General features: G+C 69.6%; 17 protein-coding genes, 2 tRNA genes and 5 pseudogenes. 12 read left to right on the top strand and 12 right to left on the bottom strand.

Translation table 11 applies throughout. The features are described from left to right. The first annotated feature begins 572 nt into the window (after positions 1–572). Positions 573–800 carry a hypothetical protein gene (locus KIF24_RS06075; protein WP_221083109.1) on the top strand — a complete coding sequence of 76 codons (228 nt, stop codon included), beginning with the start codon at positions 573–575 and terminating at the stop codon, positions 798–800. A gap of 5 nt (positions 801–805) precedes the next feature. Here the strand turns inward: KIF24_RS06075 and KIF24_RS06070 are convergent, their stop codons facing one another. The 6 genes from KIF24_RS06070 to KIF24_RS06045 all read right to left on the bottom strand — a co-directional run bounded on the left by KIF24_RS06070 (position 806) and on the right by KIF24_RS06045 (position 6,222). Next, on the bottom strand, positions 806–1,603 hold the full coding sequence (locus tag KIF24_RS06070) for a carbon-nitrogen hydrolase family protein (RefSeq protein ID WP_221083108.1): 798 nt from the start codon (positions 1,601–1,603) through the stop codon (positions 806–808). A gap of 51 nt (positions 1,604–1,654) precedes the next feature. Further along, the gene (gene clpX / locus KIF24_RS06065) at positions 1,655–2,950 is read right to left on the bottom strand and encodes an ATP-dependent Clp protease ATP-binding subunit ClpX (RefSeq protein WP_221083107.1); all 1,296 of its coding nucleotides are present in this window, start codon (positions 2,948–2,950) and stop codon (positions 1,655–1,657) included. 206 nt (positions 2,951–3,156) lie between these two features. Then, positions 3,157–3,819 (bottom strand): ATP-dependent Clp protease proteolytic subunit, encoded by a 663-nt coding sequence (locus tag KIF24_RS06060; RefSeq protein WP_221083106.1) that lies wholly within the window; start codon positions 3,817–3,819, stop codon positions 3,157–3,159. A 14-nt stretch (positions 3,820–3,833) separates the two neighbouring features. Continuing rightward, on the bottom strand, positions 3,834–4,475 hold the full coding sequence (locus tag KIF24_RS06055; protein WP_221083105.1) for a ClpP family protease: 642 nt from the start codon (positions 4,473–4,475) through the stop codon (positions 3,834–3,836). 169 nt (positions 4,476–4,644) lie between these two features. Then, entirely contained in the window at positions 4,645–5,991 is a 1,347-nt protein-coding gene (tig, locus tag KIF24_RS06050; RefSeq protein WP_221083104.1) for a trigger factor, read from the bottom strand. 157 nt (positions 5,992–6,148) lie between these two features. Next, positions 6,149–6,222: transfer RNA gene (locus KIF24_RS06045), tRNA-Pro, on the bottom strand. Between the two features lie 269 nt (positions 6,223–6,491). Here KIF24_RS06045 and KIF24_RS06040 point away from each other — a divergent pair. Continuing rightward, a tRNA-Gly gene (locus tag KIF24_RS06040) sits at positions 6,492–6,565 on the top strand. Between the two features lie 100 nt (positions 6,566–6,665). On the opposite strand, the gene KIF24_RS06035 is transcribed toward KIF24_RS06040, so the two are convergent. The 5 genes and pseudogenes from KIF24_RS06035 to KIF24_RS06015 form a co-directional block, all read right to left on the bottom strand. Then, positions 6,666–8,033, bottom strand: coding sequence for a tyrosine-type recombinase/integrase (locus KIF24_RS06035; RefSeq protein WP_221083103.1), 1,368 nt, complete (start codon positions 8,031–8,033; stop codon positions 6,666–6,668). A 44-nt stretch (positions 8,034–8,077) separates the two neighbouring features. After that, positions 8,078–8,434, bottom strand: a complete 357-nt coding sequence (locus KIF24_RS06030) for a helix-turn-helix domain-containing protein (protein WP_221083102.1) — start codon at positions 8,432–8,434, stop codon at positions 8,078–8,080. 23 nt (positions 8,435–8,457) lie between these two features. After that, a pseudogene (locus tag KIF24_RS06025) lies at positions 8,458–8,712 on the bottom strand (site-specific DNA-methyltransferase); the annotation flags it as partial. Beyond that, entirely contained in the window at positions 8,705–9,427 is a 723-nt protein-coding gene (locus tag KIF24_RS06020; RefSeq protein WP_221083101.1) for a hypothetical protein, read from the bottom strand. The pseudogene KIF24_RS06025 and the gene KIF24_RS06020, both read right to left, overlap by 8 nt. Before the next feature lie 92 nt (positions 9,428–9,519). Continuing rightward, positions 9,520–10,341 (bottom strand): hypothetical protein, encoded by an 822-nt coding sequence (locus KIF24_RS06015; protein WP_221083100.1) that lies wholly within the window; start codon positions 10,339–10,341, stop codon positions 9,520–9,522. An 842-nt stretch (positions 10,342–11,183) separates the two neighbouring features. Between KIF24_RS06015 and KIF24_RS06010 the strand changes: the two genes are divergently transcribed. The 10 genes and pseudogenes from KIF24_RS06010 to KIF24_RS05970 form a co-directional block, all read left to right on the top strand. Next, entirely contained in the window at positions 11,184–11,630 is a 447-nt protein-coding gene (locus tag KIF24_RS06010; RefSeq protein WP_221083099.1) for a pilin, read from the top strand. Then, the gene (locus KIF24_RS06005) at positions 11,630–12,226 is read left to right on the top strand and encodes a hypothetical protein (RefSeq protein WP_221083098.1); all 597 of its coding nucleotides are present in this window, start codon (positions 11,630–11,632) and stop codon (positions 12,224–12,226) included. The genes KIF24_RS06010 and KIF24_RS06005 overlap by 1 nt, the downstream gene beginning before the upstream one ends. Continuing rightward, positions 12,202–13,704, top strand: coding sequence for a type IV secretion system protein (locus KIF24_RS06000; RefSeq protein WP_221083097.1), 1,503 nt, complete (start codon positions 12,202–12,204; stop codon positions 13,702–13,704). Before KIF24_RS06005 ends, KIF24_RS06000 begins: the two co-directional genes overlap by 25 nt. Positions 13,705–13,737: 33 nt before the next feature. Beyond that, positions 13,738–14,400 (top strand): annotated as a pseudogene (locus KIF24_RS05995) (PrgI family protein); the annotation flags it as partial. Positions 14,401–14,679: 279 nt separating this feature from the next. After that, positions 14,680–15,496 (top strand): annotated as a pseudogene (locus KIF24_RS05990) (replication-relaxation family protein). Beyond that, positions 15,484–16,408, top strand: a pseudogene (locus KIF24_RS05985) (M23 family metallopeptidase). Before KIF24_RS05990 ends, KIF24_RS05985 begins: the two co-directional pseudogenes overlap by 13 nt. Positions 16,409–16,839: 431 nt before the next feature. After that, entirely contained in the window at positions 16,840–17,400 is a 561-nt protein-coding gene (locus tag KIF24_RS34945; RefSeq protein WP_407939882.1) for a hypothetical protein, read from the top strand. Positions 17,401–17,402: 2 nt separating this feature from the next. Continuing rightward, positions 17,403–18,053: a hypothetical protein gene (locus KIF24_RS34940; protein WP_407939881.1), complete on the top strand. Its 651-nt coding sequence runs from the start codon at positions 17,403–17,405 to the stop codon at positions 18,051–18,053. A 313-nt stretch (positions 18,054–18,366) separates the two neighbouring features. Beyond that, positions 18,367–18,777: a hypothetical protein gene (locus KIF24_RS05975; protein ID WP_230414907.1), complete on the top strand. Its 411-nt coding sequence runs from the start codon at positions 18,367–18,369 to the stop codon at positions 18,775–18,777. Beyond that, a pseudogene (locus tag KIF24_RS05970) lies at positions 18,774–19,071 on the top strand (hypothetical protein); the annotation flags it as partial. The gene KIF24_RS05975 and the pseudogene KIF24_RS05970, both read left to right, overlap by 4 nt. Before the next feature lie 128 nt (positions 19,072–19,199). Here the strand turns inward: KIF24_RS05970 and KIF24_RS34320 are convergent. Beyond that, complete coding sequence (locus KIF24_RS34320) at positions 19,200–19,904, bottom strand: TIGR02391 family protein (protein WP_221083096.1); 705 nt, start codon at positions 19,902–19,904, stop codon at positions 19,200–19,202. Between the last annotated feature and the right edge of the window lie 276 nt (positions 19,905–20,180).

Below are 20,180 nucleotides of genomic sequence, written 5' to 3'. Positions count from 1 at the left end.
CACCACGGTCTCAGTTGCTGAAACCGCGTCTGGGGCAACCGCTCCAAACTATCCGAATCGCTCTCCGAGGTCAACCTGACTCGCCAGGCCTATTCGTAGCTCATTCGGGGCCCACGATGACGCACGCCTGTCGGCGGTCGCTTCTGTCGTGGAGAACGGCAGACCAGCTGATCACCAATCATGGCGACCCGCCCGGACCCTGCCAGCCTCAGCACCTTACCCGGCCGGCTTCGCGATCGCAACTCCATCTCGTGGAGTGTCTCGCACCGCCCGGTCTCAGTCTCACGTCGACGTCGTCTTCGCGATCCTGGCGCCCGTTGTCGGCCGGTTTGCCCCGGCCTCCCGCGTGCAGAGAGAAAGTTACGCGGACGCCCCGGATAAGGCAAATCATCGCTCGTCGATGTCCGACGGTGGCGAGGCCGCCCGCGCCGCACGTGCGGCCAACGTTGCCCTGCCATCCGGGCATCGGCGCACCGGCGGAACCGCCGGCAGCCACGGGAGGTCGTGCACTGCCTGCCGGGCATCACCGCGCGGCCGACCGCGAGCGGCACCGGCGTGCCAGAGTGTCTGGCATGGATGACGTGTCCCGGCCCGCCAGCCCGGTCCTCGCCGAGGACGCGCTGCTCGGCCTCCTGTTACCGTTCTGGCAGTTGATCATCGGAGCCTTCGTGCTGTTCGCCGTCCTGGCCTCCATCGGGCGGCTGGCTCGTCGCGGCCCGTCGCGGATGAGCACGGCGCTCCTGATCACCGCCGCTGCCATCGCCGGCTTCGCGCTGGTCGGCGTGCTGCTCCAGGGATAGCAGGGTCAGAGCCGGCGGTTGGCCAGGCTCGGCAGCTCGGCGCGGACGCGCTCCAGACGGGCCAGGTCGACATCGGTCACCGCGAACCCGACGCCGTCGGGCACCTGGGACAGCACCGTCCCCCACGGGTCGACCACCATGCTCCGCCCGTAACAGGTCCGGGCCGGCTCGTGGTCACCGGTCTGCCCGGCCGCCGCCACGAAGCACTGGTTCTCGATCGCGCGGGCGCGCAGAAGCACCTCCCAGTGATCCCGCCCGGTATGCAGCATGAAGGCCGCCGGCACCACCAGTAGCTGTGCACCGCCGGCGGTGGCAAGCCGCCGGTACAGCTCGGGGAAACGGAGGTCGTAGCAGATGGACAGGCCGACGCGAAGGCCCTCCACGTCGACCACCACCGGCTGGTCGCCGGGCGCCACGGTCGCCGATTCCCGATACGAGACCCGGCCCGGAATCTCCACGTCGTACAGATGGATCTTGCGATAGCTGGCGGCGAGCGTCCCGGACCGGTCGAAGACCAGCATGGTGTTCCAGGTGCGGTCCGGGTCGGGGCCGGCCTCGTGGAAGGAGCCGACGATCACCCAGACGGCACGCCGACGAGCGGCGGCGGCAAAGAACCGCCCGACCTCGCCGTCGGCCGGCTCGGGTGCCGGCATCCCGGCACCGGGCCCCAGGTAGTCGACGTACTCCGGAAGGAGCACCAGGTCCGCGCCGGCGTCGGCCGCGCGGTCGATCAGGGCATCCGCGGCAGCCAGGTTCGCCTTGCGGTCATCCCGGGAGTTCAGCTGGCAGACGGCGACGCGCATGACTGCCAGCGTACGGGCGGACGGCTGACCGGCGCAGCGCGCGGCAGCGGCTCAGGCGGACTTCTCCTCGCGCTCGCGCCGGGCCCGACGGCCGGTGAACTCCCGCGGGACGATTGTCGGATTCACGTTCTCCAACACCGCCTCGCGGCTGATCAGCACCCGAGCGGCGTCAGGGTTGCTCGGCACCTCGTACATCACGGAGAGCAGGACCTCCTCCAGGATGGCGCGCAGGCCGCGGGCACCGGTGCCGCGAAGCATGGCCTGGTCGGCGATCGCCTCCAGCGCCGGGTGCTCGAACTCCAGCTCGACGCCGTCCAGCTCGAACAGCCGTTGGTACTGCCGGACCAGGGCGTTGCGCGGCTCGGTGAGGATCCGCACCAGCGCGGTGCGGTCGAGGCTGCGCACGCTGGTGATCACCGGGAGGCGGCCGATGAACTCCGGGATCAGGCCGAACTTGAGCATGTCCTCCGGCATCACCTGACCGAAGATGTCGTCGGTGGACCGGTCGGAGACCGCACGGAGCCGGGCGCCGAAGCCGGTGCCGCCGTGCCCCGTCCGCGCCTCGATGATCTGATCCAGCCCGGCGAAGGCACCACCACAGATGAACAGCACGTTTGTGGTGTCGATCTGGATGAACTCCTGGTGCGGGTGTTTGCGACCGCCCTGCGGCGGCACGTTCGCCACGGTGCCTTCGAGCATCTTCAGCAACGCCTGCTGGACGCCCTCACCGGAGACGTCCCGGGTGATCGACGGATTCTCCGACTTCCGGGCGATCTTGTCGACCTCGTCGATGTAGATGATGCCGGTCTCGGCCCGCTTGATGTCGTAGTCGGCGGCCTGGATCAGCTTGAGGAGGATGTTCTCCACGTCCTCGCCGACGTAGCCGGCCTCGGTCAGCGCGGTGGCGTCGGCGATGGCGAACGGCACGTTCAACATCCGCGCCAGGGTCTGCGCCAGGTGGGTCTTGCCACACCCGGTCGGCCCGAGCAGCAGGATGTTCGACTTGGCCAGCTCGACGCCGTCGTTGCCGGCGCCCGGAGCCCCGGCCGCCTCGGCCTGGATCCGCTTGTAGTGGTTGTAGACCGCGACGGCGAGTGCCTTCTTGGCCTGCTCCTGCCCCACGACGTAGTTGTCGAGGAACTGGCAGATCTCCATCGGCTTGGGAAGCTCTTCCCACTTCACCTCGCCGGACTCGGCCAACTCCTCTTCGATGATCTCGTTACAGAGATCGATGCACTCGTCGCAGATGTAGACCCCTGGGCCCGCGATGAGCTTCTTGACCTGCTTCTGCGACTTACCGCAGAAGGAGCATTTGAGTAGGTCGCCGCCGTCACCGATCCGTGCCACCTACGTTCTCCCTGCACTCATCGGCCGGAGCCCCGGCCACGACCTGCGGATGCTGACGCTCCGCCCGTCTTCTGCCACCGCGTCGGTCACCCGGCGAAGCGGTACGGACCCGACGTTACCCCCTGTTGGAGGTTTCTCCGACCCCCAAAACGGGTGTGTCAGGGGTCGGCCGGCGACGGGCCCGGCCGACCCCTGTCCCAAACTGGTCAGCTGGCGGCGTTCGCGGCCAACAGGCCCTTCTTGCGGCTCGTGAGGATCGTGTCGACCAGCCCGTACTCGCGGGCCTCCTCGGCCGTCATGATCTTGTCCCGGTCGATGTCCTTGCGGACCAGGTCGACCGGCCGGTCGCAGTGCCGGGAGAGCATCTCCTCCAGCTGCGTACGCATCCGCAGGATCTCCCGGGCCTGGATCTCGATGTCCGAGCCCTGCCCGTAGCCACCCTCGGTGGCCGGCTGGTGGATGATGATCCGCGAGTTCGGCAGCGCCATCCGCTTACCCGGGGTGCCCGCCGACAGCAGCACCGCGGCAGCGGACGCGGCCTGGCCGAGGCAGACCGTCGAGATGTCCGGCCGGACGTACTGCATGGTGTCGTAGATCGCCGTCATGGCGGTGAACGAGCCGCCGGGAGAGTTGATGTACATGATGATGTCCCGGTCGGGGTCGGTCCCCTCCAGGGTGAGCAACTGCGCCATCACGTCGTTGGCCGACGCGTCGTCCACCTGGACGCCGAGGAAGATGATCCGGTCCTCGAAGAGCTTGTTGTACGGGTTGGACTCCTTGACCCCGTACGACGTGCGCTCGACGAACGACGGCAGGACATAGCGGTTGTGCACGGCCGCGAACTGTGGCGGCAGGCTCAGGTCGGTCATCGTCTGCTCCTCGATCAGCTCAGGGTCCCGGCGCCCTCGGGAACCTGGGTGGCCCCGGTGATCACCTTGTCGATGAAGCCGTAGTCCACGGCCTCCTGCGCGGTGAACCAGCGGTCCCGGTCCGAGTCCGCCTCGATCTGCGCCGGCGGCTGGCCGGTGTGATGGGCGACCCGCTCCTGGAACATCCGCTTGGTGTACAGCATCTGCTCGGCCTGGATCGCGATGTCGGCGGCGGTGCCGCCCATGCCGCCGGACGGCTGGTGCATCATGATCCGGGCGTGCGGGAGGGCGTAACGCTTGCCCTTGGTGCCCGCGCAGAGCAGCAGCTGACCCATTGACGCGGCCATCCCCATCGCCACGGTCGACACGTCGTTGTCGATGAACTGCATGGTGTCGTAGATCGCCATGCCGGAGTAGACCGAGCCACCGGGCGAGTTGATCCAGAGGTTGATGTCGCGGTCCGGATCCTCCGCGGCGAGCAGCAGCAGCTGCGCGCAGATGCGGTTGGCGACCTGGTCGGTCACCTCGCTGCCCAGGAAGATGATCCGTTCCTTGAGCAACCGGTTGTAGACCGAGTCGTCGAGGTTGCCAATGGTGTCACCGCCGCGGGCGTCGATCGCCCGGAGTGGCTTCGCTGGGATGTGCATGTCGGTCATGGCAGCCCTTCGCTTTCCGTACCGTCGTGTCCGACACTAACCGGTGGGCCGGTCGGCAGAGTCCCGGTCCGGGCACTGTTCGCTCTCAGCGCAGCACCCCCGAGGCGTACCCGAAAAGGGATCGGGCCACCACCCACCGCGACCGGCGGACGGTGGCCCCACCCGGCGATCAGTGCTCGTGCGAGTGCTCCTGCTCGCTCGCCTCACGCAGCGCGTCCATGGTGATCTCGTTGCCGGCCGCGTCCTTGATCGTGATGCGCTCCATCACCGCGGTCAACGCCTTGCCCCTGCGGACGTCGCCGAAGACGGCGCCGGCGGTGCCGGACCGGACGAGCTGGTCGTAGTACTGCTGGGGGGCCATGCCGGCACGCTGGGCGCGGTGGACGATCTCGTGACCGAACTCGTCGTCGGAGACCTGCACGTCCTCGGCGTCGGCGAGCGTGTCGAGCAGCAGCTGGACCTTGACGCCCTGGGTGGCGGCCTCGGCCAGCTCGGCGTCGATCTGCTCCTCGGTCTTCTCCTCGGCGGCGAGATAGTCCTCCAGGGAGGCGCCGATGCGCTCCAGCTGGTCGACCATCGCCTGCTTGCGGCTCTCGACCTCGTCGCGGATCACGCCCTCCGGCGCCGGCACCTCGGCCGCCGCGACGAGCTGGTCGAGGGCCTTGTCCCGGGCGGCGTAGATCTGCTCGACCCGCTTGCCCCGGGTGACCCGCTCCCGCAGGTCGGCCCGCAGCTCCTCGATGGTGTCGAACTCGCTGGCCAGCTGGGCGAACTCGTCGTCGAGCGCGGGCAGCTCCTTCTCCTTCACGGTGCGCACGGTCACCGACACGTCGGCGTCCCGGCCGGCGAAGTCCCCACCGACGAGCTGGGTGGTGAAGGTGGTGTCGTCGCCCGCGGCCAGACCCACGACCGCCTCGTCCAGGCCCGGCAGGAGCTGCTTGCTGCCCACCTCGTGGGAGATGTTGCTGGCCGAGCCGCCCGGCACCTCCTCGCCGTCGACGGTCGCCCGCAGGTCGATCTGGACGTAGTCGCCCTCGGCGGCCGGCCGCTCCACGGTCTTGAGGGTGGCGAAGCGCTCACGCAGGCTGCTCACCTGCTCGTCGATCTCGCTGTCGTCCACCTGGAGCTCGTCGACCGTCACCTCGACAGCGGCCAGGTCGGGCACGGTGATCTCCGGCCGGACGTCGACCTCGGCGGTGAAGTTGAGCGAGTCGCCGTCGTTGAACTCGGTGATCTCGACCTCGGGGCGACCCAGCGTCTTCAGGTCGTGCTCCCGCACGGCGGAGAGGATGTTCTGCGGGATGGCCTCCTGCACCGCCTCGTTGAGCACGGTGCCCCGGCCCACCCGCTGATCGATGATCGCCGGCGGCACCTTGCCCTTACGGAAGCCGGGGATCTGGATCTGCTGGCCGATCTCCCGGTACGCCTTCATGAGGCTCGGCTCGAGCTCGACGAACGGCACCTCGATGGCGAGCCGCACGCGCGTCGGGCTCAGAGTCTCGACGGTGCTCTTCACAGGCGTACTCCTTGACGGATCTCGGTTGAGTTCGGGCGCACTTTCGGCCCATCGAGTGTAGGTGAGCCGGCACGATGGGCCGGCAGCGCCCGGGACCAGCCGCGGAGCCGCCCCGCGTGCCAGCCATCCGGGTGCCGCGGTCCATTGCGTGCGGCAGTCGGGGTGGCGGGATTTGAACCCACGGCCCCTCGCTCCCAAAGCGAGTGCGCTACCAAGCTGCGCCACACCCCGTGGCGACCAGCAGTCTATGCCGTCGGCCCGACAACGGGATGCCGGGGCGTCCCCCAACGCGCCGAACGAGGACGAACCGGACACAGGCGGCGCACTTTCACGCCGCCTCCAACCCTGGGGAAGGCGACGCTCTCCGCGATGCTGCGGCCTCCGGCGTCGCCCGGCCACGTCGCGCGCGGATCATGGACGCCGCGGCGCGCGGATACGGTCGCGCGGGCGCCGCTGGCATTGGGTAGGCTGTCGGGCGCGTCCCGGTTTCCGGGGCGTACGCGGGCGTAGCTCAATGGCAGAGCTTCAGTCTTCCAAACTGACGGTGCGGGTTCGATTCCCGTCGCCCGCTCCACCCGTTCAGGCTGGTCAACGCTTGATCATCTTGCGACTTAATCGATGCCCTTCATTTGCGCAGGGCAAGCTGGTAGGGAAATGGTAGGGATCTTGGTCCGCTACCCTGCCCGCCGCCGGGGAACTACCGCTGCCGCCGCTTCGGCTGCCGACTTGCCCACGGTCCCGATCAGGTGCCCGTAGGTGTCGCTGGTCAGGCTGATCTTGCTGTGGCCGAGGCGCTTGGAGATGACAGCGATGTCGACACCACCCTCGATCTGCAGCGACGCCGACCCGTGCCGCAGGTGATGCAACGCCACCTCGGGCAGCCCGTGTCGGCGTACCAAACGTTTGAACGTCTTGTATACCTGGTCCGGGTCAAGGGGCGTCCCGTCAGCGCGGGTAAACACGAGGTTCTCGCGGTTCCGGTAGGCCCGGCCCAGCGCCAGCCGTTCCTTCGCCTGCTGACGTCGCCACGCCCGCAGCACCAGGATCGTCACGGCATCGAGATCAACTGTGCGGTCCTCCCCGTCGCTGGTCTTCGGCCGGACCCGGTAGCTCATTGTCCGCCCCTGCTTCTCGGCGGCCTTCGCCTTGCGGTAGCTGATGCCGGTGATCTGCCACCCGACGATGACATGCCCGGCGTCGAGGTCGATGTCGTCCCAGCTCACGCCGCAGAGTTCGCCGCGACGCAGACCGGCGAAGGCACCCAGGTGGTAGAGCGGATACAACCGCTCCCCCGCGATGGCGTCGAGCCAGGCACCGAGTTGCTCCGGTTTCCAAGGCTTCACCTTCCGCCGCGTTTCCCTCGGCCGGTCAGCCAGCGCCGCGACGTTGCGGGACACCTTCTCCGCCCGGATCGCGGCGTTCAGCGCAGCTCGGAGGGTGGCGTGTGCCCGCAGGGCCGTAGCAGGACCGAAACGGCGGGGCACCACGACCCGCTTCGGTTTCACCGGGCGCTTACGGCCTGCCCGCTTGCGATCCTCGTCGGCTGCTGCGGCCTCGGCCTCGTAGCGGGCCCCTAACTCCTTGGCTTCGCTGATCTGTTTCTCGCGTTCCTGCTTGATGGCGCGCAGCGCGTTGGTGACGTGCTGGGGACGGAAGTCAACAAGCTTGACGTTGCCGATCTTCGGAATCCAGTAGCTCTCGATGTGGCGGCGGTAGTCGACGATGGTGCCGTCGCGGAGACCCCGAACCTCTTCCTGGGTGACGAGCCACTGCCGCAACCACACTGCTACCGTCATCCCGGTGTCCTGCGGGAGCAGACCCTCGCGATGCTTGCGGATCACTTCAGCTCGGGCTTCGGCCGCGTCCTTGCCGGTGGCGAATGCGCCCTTCTTCACCTGCCGCCGCTGCCCGCTGGGGTCCGACAGTTCCACCATAAAGGTCCATGTGTGGCCGCGCTTGCAACCCGCTGGCGAGCAGTCGTTCTTACAACGCTGGAACACGCCCACGACGGGCTTGCCACGTTGCACGTACGGTCGGTTCACCTTTCCTCCACGTCGCTCTCGCGACCCCACGCGAGGCCGCTCGGTTAGCGCCGAGGACGCCGGGTGGCGTCCTCGGCGCCGTGTGTCGCCCACTCGCCGCGTCCGGGCTCCTCATCGATGCCGAGGGCGGTGAGTAGATCCGCGCGCCGCACGATCAACTTTCGCCCGAGCCGCAGTGGAGTGATCGGTAACTGCCCTGCCGCGAGTGCCCGGTAGGCCGCGCTGCGGCTGATTCCGAACGCCTGCGGCACCACCGGGTCGAACGGAAACGCGACGGGAAGCAGCCGCAGGTCCGCAGCGGTGATCCCCCGACTATCGGTCCCGAACGGTGTGATCGACGTGTGCGGCATAGATGGACGCTCTGCCTCGTCGTAATCGTCAAGCCTGGTGGTCTCCGTCATGCCAATGCCCCCGGTCCCTCGGCCAGGACGACGTCAACGGGGTTGGTGTAGGTGCCGATGGCGTACCGGGGGATTGTCGGCAGCATCTTGCCGGGATGCGTCAGCGACTCCGGGGTGTATCGGCCGCGTCGCAGGTCGCGGGATGGGTGTTGGCCGGTGAGCCAGACCGCACCGAGGTAGCCCTCGGTGAGCACGGCGGCCAGGTCGGACGCGCCGGGGTGCGGCGATTCGGAGTCGTGGGGTTCGGCGGGCTGGAACGGCGGACGGGGCTCAGGCACGGGTGTTCTCCTCACCGGTGGCGGTGGTCCCGAACGCGAGCAGGTCCTGGAACGTCGGAAGGTGACGGCCGGCGAGCAGGCGGCGGCCGTCATCGGCTTCGTCGGGGCGTTCCGGGGCGGTGCGTGGCTCGTGTTCGGGCAGCGGGACGAGGACGGCGGGGATGTGCTGGTGGTAGAAGAATCCGGCGGCGCGGGCGGCGGCGATGACCGTGGCACGCCGGCTGACCTCGCCCGACTGAGACTGCCGGCTGGCGAGTCGGACAAGCAGGGAGCCGCCGGGGCGTAGCAGAGGCCGCCAGGTGTTCATTGCTGCGGCGATGCCGTCTCGGGCGAGGCTCTGTGCGCCCTTCGGCAGGGTCGCCAGCATCAGGTCGACCCGTGGACCGGGATGGCGAACAGCGTGGCGCGTCCGGCGTTCGGGAGCGGGCGGCAGGAGCCGCACGTGCAGGCCGTGGCGACCGGTGAACAGCCGGGCCGGCACCCGGTCCAGGTAGGCGGTCGCGGCGATGGCGGCGGGGTGCGCGTCGAGGTCGAGCACCACGTCACCGCCGTGGGTATAGCGGCGGATGAGGTAGGCGAGGTGGCTCGGGGACAGCCCGTGCCAGTCCGGCACAACCCGGCGGGGCGTGCGCGGCACGCGGCTGCGGGCGAGGAGCAGGCCGACCGGTGCCGGCTGAGGCCGGTCACCGGGGGCGGTGGAGTGGGGCTTCGGCATGGGCGTGTGGGCCACGTCCGCCGACGAGCGCTGACACTAGGGGATTACAAATCCGATCCTCGAATTGGAAAACCACAGCTCAGGCAGGCTGCTCATGGACGCTTCCGGGCGGGCGGGGCGTCGAGGACCACCGTCGCCGTGGCCTCGGTGACCACATCGGCGTACGCGTCAGACAGCTCACCGGACTCGATCGCGGCCCGCAGCCTGGCGACCGCGGCGGTACGACGCTTGTAGAGGTTCCAGCGGGGCTGGCCGGTGCGTTCGGCGTAGGCGGTGAGGCTGACCTCCTCCAGGTACGTCGCGCCGATCAGCTCCGCCTCCTGGACGGTGATGGCCCCGGCGGTGACCGCGCGGGCCAGGACGAGATCCGGGTGGCCGTACGGGGCCGGAGGCACCACCGCCCCCGGGGCGTGGTTCGGCACGCCGGAAGAGGCCGGTTCCAGATCCCGCAGCTCCGTACGGGCCTTGGAGAATGCGGCGGACAGCAGGTTGCCGACCACACTCGGCTTGGCCACATCGACCGTCCCGAGAGCGCGGAGGAAGTGCTCGACGATGGCGGCCTGCACGTCGCCGGTGAACAGCTTGGCCAGCAGGTACGCCTTGAACCGCAGGCCCGGCAACGCGACACCAACCGCGCCGGCACGCCACGCCGGGTCGCCGGTCCGGGCGCGCTGCACGAGCAGCCGCCACGCCGCGTCCCGGGCGGCGTAGCCGCAGGACGGGTGCATCAGGATCGCCGACAGCTCGGGCAGGGCGATGCCCCGGCGGGGCAGGCCGTGACCGAGGCTGCGGCCGTCCACCGACAACGGGCTCGGTCCCCGCCCCATCAGCCGGAACCGGTAATCGATGTCGGTGAGCAACGTCTCGCCCCGCCGTACGACGGCCGGCTCGGCGGTGGGGGTACGACGGTCCATGGTGGTGCTCCCTCGTGATGACCGTGTGCCGTCCGGCGGGAGTGCCGGTCGGCGCTGTGCCACCACGCCACCAGGGACTTTGAACAGATCATGAACACTGCTGATCTTGTTCAAGCAGGCTCGTCACGTGTTCAACCCGGCTGTCGCCAATGCCCGTCGATGGGCCTCGGCGGCAGCCGGCCGACACCCCGAGTCGGGGTGTTCAACCCGTGGTCAGGCTGTTCAACGCCCTCCGCGCCGGCCGTAGCCGCTTCGAGGCAGCCGGCTTGAACATGCCCGCAAACAGATCCACCTGCACCGATGGAGCTGGAGGGCCAGAAGAGGCTACGGAACGCGCTCGGGGCGATTGTGTTCTAGCCCGGAGGCGGTGAGCCCGTCGTGTTCAAGCAAGCGAGGATCTTGTTCAACCCGGCTAGCGATCTTGTTCAACCGGTCACTGCTCCGTCGCGGTCCCCTGCCGGCCAAGGTGGCACCAACGGAGAGCGTCTCGACGGCCCTGACCTACGTGTTCAACCCGTCGATGATCTTGTTCAAGCCCTCGGCGTAGGGCAGGGTGCCGAGGTCGGCGCGCAGCGGGGCTTCCAATCCAAGGTCCGGATTTGTAATCCCCTAGTGCGGGACTTTTCCGCAGGTGACCTTGTTCTCGACCGGACCCGTTGACGGCGCTGACATCCCGCACGGTCCCCGGCCCATCCGCCATCTGGTGAGGAGGACGGCCACGCCGGTCGGCACCACAGGTCACCGCGCATCGCCCGGTCCCGCACTTCTTTTTCCGCCCACTCGCACACCCCGTGCCCCGCCTGGGGCTGCCTCGGCGTGCGTCTTTGGAGGTGTCCGATCCCATGAACCATCGTCCTGTCCCGCGTCCCGAGGCGGCGGAGCCCTGCTGCCTCGGGGCGGGCAGGCGGGGACGGCTGACTGTTCCTCGCCTGCGTCGACACGTCTCTCGTACGGTCCGTCTCGGGCTGGTGGTGCTCGGTGCCGCCGCGGTGGCGGTGACCCTCGTCGCCGTGCCGACCGTGGCGCACGCGGCCGAGCCCGCCTCGGTGGTGCTGGCCGCCGAGTCCATCCAGCAGGTCGCCAACAACATCCGTGCCTGGCACGTCGGCATCCTCGTCGCGGTCGCCACGCTGTTCCTGACCGTCGGTGGCCTGCGCTATCTGGCCACGAACGGCGATCCCGGCGAGGTCGAGAAGGCCAAGCTCGCGTTGCGGTCCGCCGCGATCGGCTACGCCCTAGCGCTGCTCGCGCCGCTGTTCGTGACCATCGTCGGCGCGTGGGTGGCGTGATGGGCGCTCTGTCGATCCGACCCCACCCGGTTCTCCGGCGGATGGCGCTGCTGTGGCTCGGCGTCATGCTTCTAGCCGGCCTGGCCCTCGCCTTCGCGGGGCCGGCCCACGCACAGCCGAGCCCGGCACCTTGTCCGCCCAGCACACCGACGCCGGGTGTGCCCGACCCGGGCGTGCGCCCACCGGGGGCCGAGCCGTCACCGTCCGAGCCGCCCACGCCGGCACCCGCGCCCGGCCCCGCCCCAACTCCCGGACCGCCGTCGCAGGGAGTCGATGACGATCCAGCCTGGTACGACATCGGCGGTCAGATCCGCAAGGCCGTCGTGGACCTGGTCGCCTGGGCCGCCGAGCAGGCCCTGCAGCCGGTGATGGAAGCCCTCGGCGAATCGTGGCTGTCGACCCCGGACCTCACCGTCAACGAGCACGTGAAGGCGATCTGGACGACCAGCCTGATCGTCGCCAACGGCATCATCGTGCTGTTCATCGTCGCCGGAGGGTTCCTGGTCACCGCCCGGGAGACCCTGCAAACCTCCTACGGCCTCAAGCAGGTGCTACCCGCATCGCCGTCGGCGTGGTCCTGGCCAACTGCAGCCTGATCATCGGTCAGAAGGCCATCGAGCTGACCAACGCGCTCACCGTCGCTATCGCCGGCAACACGATCGACGGCCCGACCGCCGCGACCGCGATCCGCCAGACCGTGGACGACGCCCTACGAGGCGGCGGGTTTTTGATGGCGTTGCTGGCCATCGCGGTGATCGTGATGTGCCTCGTCGTGGAGTTCACGTTCGTCCTGCGCCTGGCGGCGCTGGTCATCCTGCTCGGTGTCGCCCCGGCGGCGCTGATCTGCCACGCCAGCCCGCTCACCGAGGGCGTGGCCCACCTGTGGTGGCGCTGCACGCTGGCCTGCCTCGGCCTGCAACTCGCCCAAGCCATCGTCGTCATGGCCGCCGTCAAGGTGTTCCTCACCCCCGCCGGACCGACCGTCATGGGCATACCCGCCACCGGGCACGGCCTCCTCGGCATCGTGGTCTGCCTGACAATGCTGTGGCTGCTGATCAAACTGCCGGGCTGGATGCGACAGTTCGTCCTCGGCCCACTCGGCCAGCGCAACAGCCGAGGACTGCTCGGGCAACTCCTCCACGCCTTCATCATGATCAAAACGATCGGCGCGGCGGCCGGCATCCTCGGCGGCGCGAACGCGGCGCGGACCGCCGGACGGACGACACCCCGTCCGCCCGGTCCCCGTCCGCTGCCCGGTGGCCCCCGTCCGCCCCGTCCGCCTCGTCCGCCTCGTCCGGGGCCGGTTCCCGTCCCGCCGTCCCCGCCGGGACCGGCCGCGTTCAGCCACGCACCGGCCGTCCACACGCCGCTGCCGGTGCCGTCCGGGACGAACGCCGCCCCAACCTTCAGCCACCCGACGGCCCCGTCCACACCAGCGGCACCGCCGTCAGCAGGTGTCCCGACGGTGCAGTTCTCCCACCCGGCCCCGCCTCAGCCGAGTCCGCCGTCCCCGGCCGCGCCGCCGGCCCGGGTCGCCTTCAGCGACACCGTGACGACGACACCGAGACCCGCGCGCAGCGGTGCGGCACCGGCGGTGGCGTTCTCGGCCGCATCAGCGCCGCAGAGCGCGCCGGCCACCCGCCCCAGTCACACCGGTGTTCTCCGCAGCCCAGGCCACCTCCGGAACCCGTACTCGGACCGCGCGGGACGGGTCCGGGGCGGTGCCGCCGGGAGGCACACCGGGACGCTCCACGCCCGCTACCCGCCCCACGGCCGCGCGACGTGCCAGCCCGACCGCACGACCCGCCAGCGGCACACCCGCGCGAACCCCACCAGCGGGGAACGCCGCCGCCCGGCGAGCCACGGCGACCGGCATGCCCCCGTCCACGTCCGCAGTCCCCGTCCGTACCGCCGTCCCCGGACGGTCGCCGGTCGGCGGCACCGTCCCCGCTCCGCCCGTCCACGCCTCGTCCCGCAAGGCCGTCCGCACCCACCAGCGCATCGGACCCGTCCGCCGTCCGCCCCGGACGGCCTCCTTCCCCGCCGCCGGTTCGGCCTGCGCGCCCAGGGGTGATCAGCCGTGAACCGCCACACCGAGGAGGCTCCGATGCGGGCTCGGGTGCCCGCAGACATCGAGCGCGCTGATCGGATCGCGTTCGGCATGTCGGGACGGCAGTTGGTGATCCTGGCTGTCACGGGCCTGCTGTTTTATGCGGCGTGGACGGCGGTTGCGACGCTCGTGCATCCGTTGGTGTTTCTCGCGGGTGCGATGCCGGCCGCCGCTGTGGCGTTTCTGCTCGCGGTCGGCCGCCGTGACGGCATCGGCCTCGACATCTGGGGCCTCGCGGCGCTGCGGCACCGTCGCAGTCCGCGTCGGCTCGTGCCGGGCGACGGACCGGTGATCTCGGCTCCGGCGTGGGTGCAGACCACCGCCGGGTCGGGTGACCGGCTGCCGCTGCCCGCCCCGCTGCGGCTGCCCGCGCAAGGTATCACCGTCGATGGGCTGATCGACCTCGGGTCGGACGGCACCACCGGGCTGGTCGCCGCCTCGACGGTGGCGTTCGGGCTGCGCACGCCCGGCGAGCAGAACGGTTTGGTGGCCGGGTTCGCGCGGTGGCTACACAGCCTCGACGGCCCGGCGCAGATCGTGGTACGGGCGCAGCGGATCGACCTGACCTACCTCGCCGACCGGTTCCTCACCGCCGCCCCGGGACTGCCGCACCCGGCGTTGGAAGAGGCCGCCCGCGCGCACGTGACATTCCTCGATGACCACCGCAAAACCCTCAGCCTCGGTCGACGCTGCGGGAACGGATCTGGTGGGTCGTAACACCTTCGCTGTTCAGGGCGAGCGGTCTAACGAGAGTTCTAACGAGCGATCCAACGAGGAACGCAACGACCACGAACAGCCGGGTGAACACGCCCCCTTGAACACGCCCTACGCGCACGCCAACGGGGGTGAGGAGGACCGGTGAAACGGAACCGACTGATAAGAGATATCCCTCCTACCCGCACATCTGCCACCGGCAGTCTCCGCCTGACGGCGTCCGTGGTGGCCGCCGAACTCGGTCGGCTCACTCCCCGAGACCGGCTCCTGCTGGACCTGCTCGACCAGCACCGAACGTTCACCACCGATCAGCTCGTCGACCTCGCGTTCGGCTCCGTCGGTCGTGCCCGCAACCGGCTCAACACCCTCCATGATCGAGACATCCTCGACCGGTTCCGGCACTACCAGCGTCCCGGCTCGCAAGCCTGGCGGTGGACCCCTCGGCCCGGTCGTGCGGCCCTGCTCGCTGCCGGGCGCGGTGAGGCGTTGCCGCGTCCGGCCGTTGTGCGCGACGCCACGGCCCTGCTCGCGATGTCTCCGACGTTGGCGCACCTGGTGACGGTGAACAGGTTCTTCGTCGCGCTCACGGCTCACGCCCGAACCCACCCCGGCGCACGGTTGGTGCGATGGTGGAATGAGGCACGGTGCCGGGAGGCGTGCGGCAACCTGGTCCGCCCGGACGGGCACGGCGTGTGGGCCGACAACGGCCGAACGCTGCCGTTCTGGGCCGAGGTCGACCTCGGTACCGAAACCCTTGCCCGGGGTGGTGGGCAAGCTGACCGGCTACGCCGCACTACCGCCCGGCCGCGCGTATCCGGTGCTGTTCTGGCTGCCCACCGCCGCCCGTGAGGCCAACCTGCACTCCCACCTTCGGCGGGCCGGAGCGCTGGACGGGCTGATTGTGGCCACCGCCGCCGCCGACCACGCTGCGGCGTCCGGCGGCCCGGCTGGGCCGGTGTGGCGCATGGTGGGGCATCCCGACCGGGTGAGTTTGGCCGAGCTGCCCGCATCGGGCGGAGGTGATGCGTCGTGGGACGGGTAGCCCTGTGGGTCGCGACGGGGGTAGCTGGAGTGCTGCTGCTCACCTCCGCTACCGCCGGTGTCGTCTCGTCCGTATCCGAAGGTGGTGGGGGCGGGGGTAGCTGCGTCGGGGCGGTCGCCGTAGCGGGGGCGGTCCCGGCGGGGTTGTCGGCTGAGCAGGCCCGTAACGCTTTGGTGATCGTGACCGTGGGGGAGCGGATGCGGGTACCGGTGCGCGGGTGGATGATCGCGATAGCCACCGCCTTTCAGGAATCCTCGTTGATCAACCACGGGCACCTCGGCCCGAACAACGATCACGACTCGTTGGGGCTGTTCCAACAGCGCCCGTCGCAAGGAGGTGCAACGGTCGGCGTACCCGGACGCCTACGCCCGACACGAGACGCGGGCAACCGAGATCGTCGCGGCGTACACCGGCGGGACGCTGCCGGTCTGCGACCGTACGCCGATCAGTGCCTCCGGGTGGACCCGGCCCGTGGTGGGCACGGCCGGTTCCGGCTTCCGCACCGCCGACCGGCCCGGCCACCACGGAGTCGACATCATGGCCCCGAAAGGCACCGTCATCCGGGCCGCGTCCGGCGGCGTGGTGGTGCGCGTGCGGTGCAACGTCGGCGGTGAGTCGTGGGAACCGACCGGCGGGCCGATGCCGTGTGACAGCGACGGATACCCCGGCCTCGGCGGGTGCGGCTGGTACGCCGACCTCCGGCACTCCGGCGACATCGTCTCGCGCTACTGCCACATGGTCAGGCAACCGACGGTGACGGTCGGGCAAACCGTGATCGCCGGACAACCGATAGGCCACGTCGGAAGCTCCGGAAACTCCTCCGGCCCCCATTTGCACTACGAGATCCACGAAGGCGGCAACAACGCCGTTGACCCGGTGCCGTTCATGCGCCAAAAAGGCGTAGCGCTGTAAAGCCGTGAAGTGATTTCCCGCACCATATGAATACGGTCCCGTGGGGGTGCGGCGACCGCCGCCCGTCTGGCCCACCGAACGGACGTCATCGTGGACACCCCCCGAAAACCGGTACCCCGTAAGGCGGCGTGTGCGGCCGGTGCCGTGCCCACCCTATGTCAGGTAGGGAGGTGCGGCGAACGTGGCGCAGCGGCGAATACGGGCCGTTTAATGGCGTGCCATGCGGCGATAGGGGTTTCAGAAAAGGAGGAATGAAGCGGCGTGGTGTCGGCCTGGTAAAGAGTCTTGGGTGGCGGGGTTGACAACCATTGGGCGTCGAGCGTCCATGGACGTGGGCAACAAAAACCGCCCCGGCGGAACCGCAAACAATACGCATCACGCGTACGCGGAGCCGCTATTTGTCGACCCCATTTTTGTGGAGGTGTATTGCCATGACCGCGAACATCGTTTTGACCCCCGGCAGCGACGAGGCCCGGTCCGCCGTCGCCGAGGCGCTGCGCGAGTACCCCGGCGTCACCGCCCGCAAGTTGGCCGGAACGGCGAACCTGCCGCTTCCGGTCGTGACCGAGGCGCTCACCGCCATGGAAGCCGCCGGGACCGCCACCCGCACCTCCGACCTGGCCAAGGGCAACCGCAAGAGCGCCGACACCTGGGAGGCCACCACCGGCCCGAGCGCCGACGACGAGCCGACGCCCACCGGCGACACCCCGGCCACCGGCCCGGCGACGGGCACCGCCGACGACGGGGCCACCACGGACGCGACGCCGGACGCGGCCGACGAGCCCACCGCCGACCACGACGGCCCGGCCACCGCCGACGAGCCGACGGCCGAGGACACCCTCCGACCGACCCGGACGCGGCCGACGGCGAGGCCAGCACGGACGCGACGCCGGACACGGCCGACGAGGCGACCCTGCCCGAGGCCCCGGTGTCCGGCGCACCCGTGTCCGGGGCACCGGTCGGCCCGCGTCAGCCCGACCTCAAAGTTTTGATCATGGCGGGGGTGTTGGGTGGGCATCCGGACGGGATCACCGCCGACGCGGCGATCGACGAGAGCGGCCTGTCGGTCGCTGTGGGTGACACGATCCTCGCCGCGATGGAGGTTGCCGGTGCGGCTCGTCGGCTGCCGGTTACCGAGGACGGCGACGAGTTGTGGGTGATCGGCGAGGGTGACCTCGCCACGGTGGACCCGGCGAACGCCCCGACGCACTCCACGTGCCCGACGTGCGGTCACACCCGCAAGATCCGTCGCCCTTCGGCCCGCCGCACCACCGGCACCGGCCGCACCACCGGTGAGATCAACGGCGACGGGTCGGCGAAGTTGGGCAAGAACGAGTTGCGTAACCGGGTCGAGGCGTTGATGCGTGACCTCGGCCCCGGCCACGACGTCACCCCCGGCACCGTCGCCCGTGAGATCGGCGGACGCAGCCCCGGTGCGGTCCGTAACGGCATGGACAAGCTGACCGGGCTCGGAGTGCTGACCCTGACCCGTGAGGCCCCGGAAACCTACGCCCTCGCCGACAACCCGCCCGCCCCGAACGCCGAGGTCCGCGCGTTCATGGCCCCACCGCAGACCGACACCACCCCGCCCGCCGGTGACGAGGCCGGCACCGACGAGGCCACCGCCGCGCCGGTCGCGGCCTGACCTACCGCCCTGCCGGGGCCGGGCACCACGCCCGGCCCCGGCACCCGCACGCCCATCCATCAGCGCTATGGAAGGAACGGACCATGACCACCCCATACGGCCATGCCCACCACGTCCACGGCCGGACGGTCGCGCCGGGGTCGCTGCGCTGCCCCGAATGCGGCGAACCCGCCCGGCCCGCGCCGCCGCGTCGCTGGCCCCTCGACGGGTTCGCCGCGCGTCCGGCCACGTCCCACCATGACGGCACCCCGCTATGCCCGGCCCCAACGGCTCACAACCGGCCGACCCGAACGTCACACCAGCACCGGCACGGTTGACCATCTGGCAGGCCGTCCGGCAGTCATGGCTCATCCACCCCGATTGGACGGTCACCGATCACCTCGCCTGGCTCGATGACGAGGCGTACGACACCGGCACGCTGACCGGTGACCCGGCGGAGGTGGTCGGCCGGTGGCTGGCCGAGCACCTCCGTACCGCCTTGATGTCGCGGCTCGCCGACGAGGCGCGCGTGTACATGGTTGCCGAGGGCGACATGGTGGCCGTGTTCCACTCGACCGACGAGGCGGGCGTCATGGCCGTGACGCTGACCGGTGCGAACCTCGAACCGGAGACCCTGTGCCTGACCGAGGCGCAATGGGAACAGGCACACGCGGTACCACGGTCGGAATTACCGCACGTCACCGTGACCGACGCCCGGACCGATCGTGCGGCCGGTGCGTCGTGACCGGGCCCATCGGCCCGCCCGCTGACCGGCCCGACATCCCGCCGTCGCTGGCCGCGTGTCCCCACGACGCGCGGCGCGGCCTACCCATCCCACCGGTCAACATCCACCCGGGCCCGACGGGCGGCGGGTCGCACGTGGACTTCACCACGATCAACACCACCGTCTCGACCCGTCTAGCCGTCGAACGGCGGTGCTCGTTGCTGCGGTGAGCCGATGGGGTATTGGGTGGCGTTCCTCGGCGGCCCGAGGGCGGCTGAGTTGATGCCTTACTCGGACCCGCCGGGACACCCCGAGTTCATCTCAACAATCTGGGCCGACAGAGAGGCCATTTTTGGCGTGCGAATGCTCGACTCACCATGACAATACTTTTGCCAATAGAGTACGAGGTCTTCGCCGTGCAGCGTCGCTGCCGCGCCGTTGGCTTATTTCTCGACCCGGCTGCCGTCGACGAGGCGGGCGAAGACGCTGAGCGCAGCCAGTTGTTCTAGCGCCTCCTGCTCGGTCCACTCGACGGTCTCGTGAGCGGCAGGGTTGCGGATCGCGAAGAAACAACCGAGACCGAGTTGGAGCGCCCCGCGTTGGCGACTCTGGACCGTAGGAGTGTTGGGGTCGCCCGGGATGCGCAATCGCGCCTTGCCTGCCTCCGGCGGTCTGTCGCTGAACACCTCTTGCACCAACTTGTCATCGGCGACGTCTCGGCGGCCGACCTTCTGCTGTAGATGTGCGTTGATGGCACTGGCGGCTGCGTGAACGGAGGCACGGTAGTGCTGCGACTCCCAGAAAGTGCGCGCAGCATCCCAAACCCATGGATGGAGTCGGTCAGCGGGTAGTGCCGGCGCATCAGGAGCGAGCCGGGAGGCCCACTCGTCCATATCCGCAAGGATCCCTAATCCACGTTGGATCTCGTTGCGTGCCATAGCCGTGCCGGCCAACTGGTCGATATTGAGATCTTCAGTGAGTTTCGGATCGAGTCGGCACAGGATCTGCTTGACGGTGGGTTCGGCTCTGTGGAGTTGATCATAAAGACTTGGATCGCCGATGTAGTCGCTGGGACGCGTACTTCTCTCGTACCGGCTGGCGAGGTCATCGAAGGCTTCCAACTGCTTTCGCATCCAGTCACGATCCACGCTGATAGCGTAGGCGACCGCCCAAATCAGTGTTGCTGCGGCGCCTGTGCTGCCTCCTTAAACCATCGGGAACCAACCGCTCGAAATCGAAAGAGCCGGCTCAGCCGTCAGGATCCGGCTGGTTGTCGAGATAAGAGTGTGCATGACCGCCGCCCTGTCGCTGTGCCCGCACCTCGCGTTGGTCGGCACCGCCGCGCCCGTGCCGACCGGCCCGGGGCGGCATCATCCCGCCGGGGCCGCACGGGGACAGACGCGACCGGTATCTGTTGGGCATCA

Source organism: Micromonospora tarapacensis, assembly GCF_019697375.1.
GTDB classification, from domain to species: Bacteria; Actinomycetota; Actinomycetes; order Mycobacteriales; family Micromonosporaceae; genus Micromonospora; species Micromonospora tarapacensis.
This window is presented reverse-complemented; position numbering and strand designations above follow the sequence as displayed.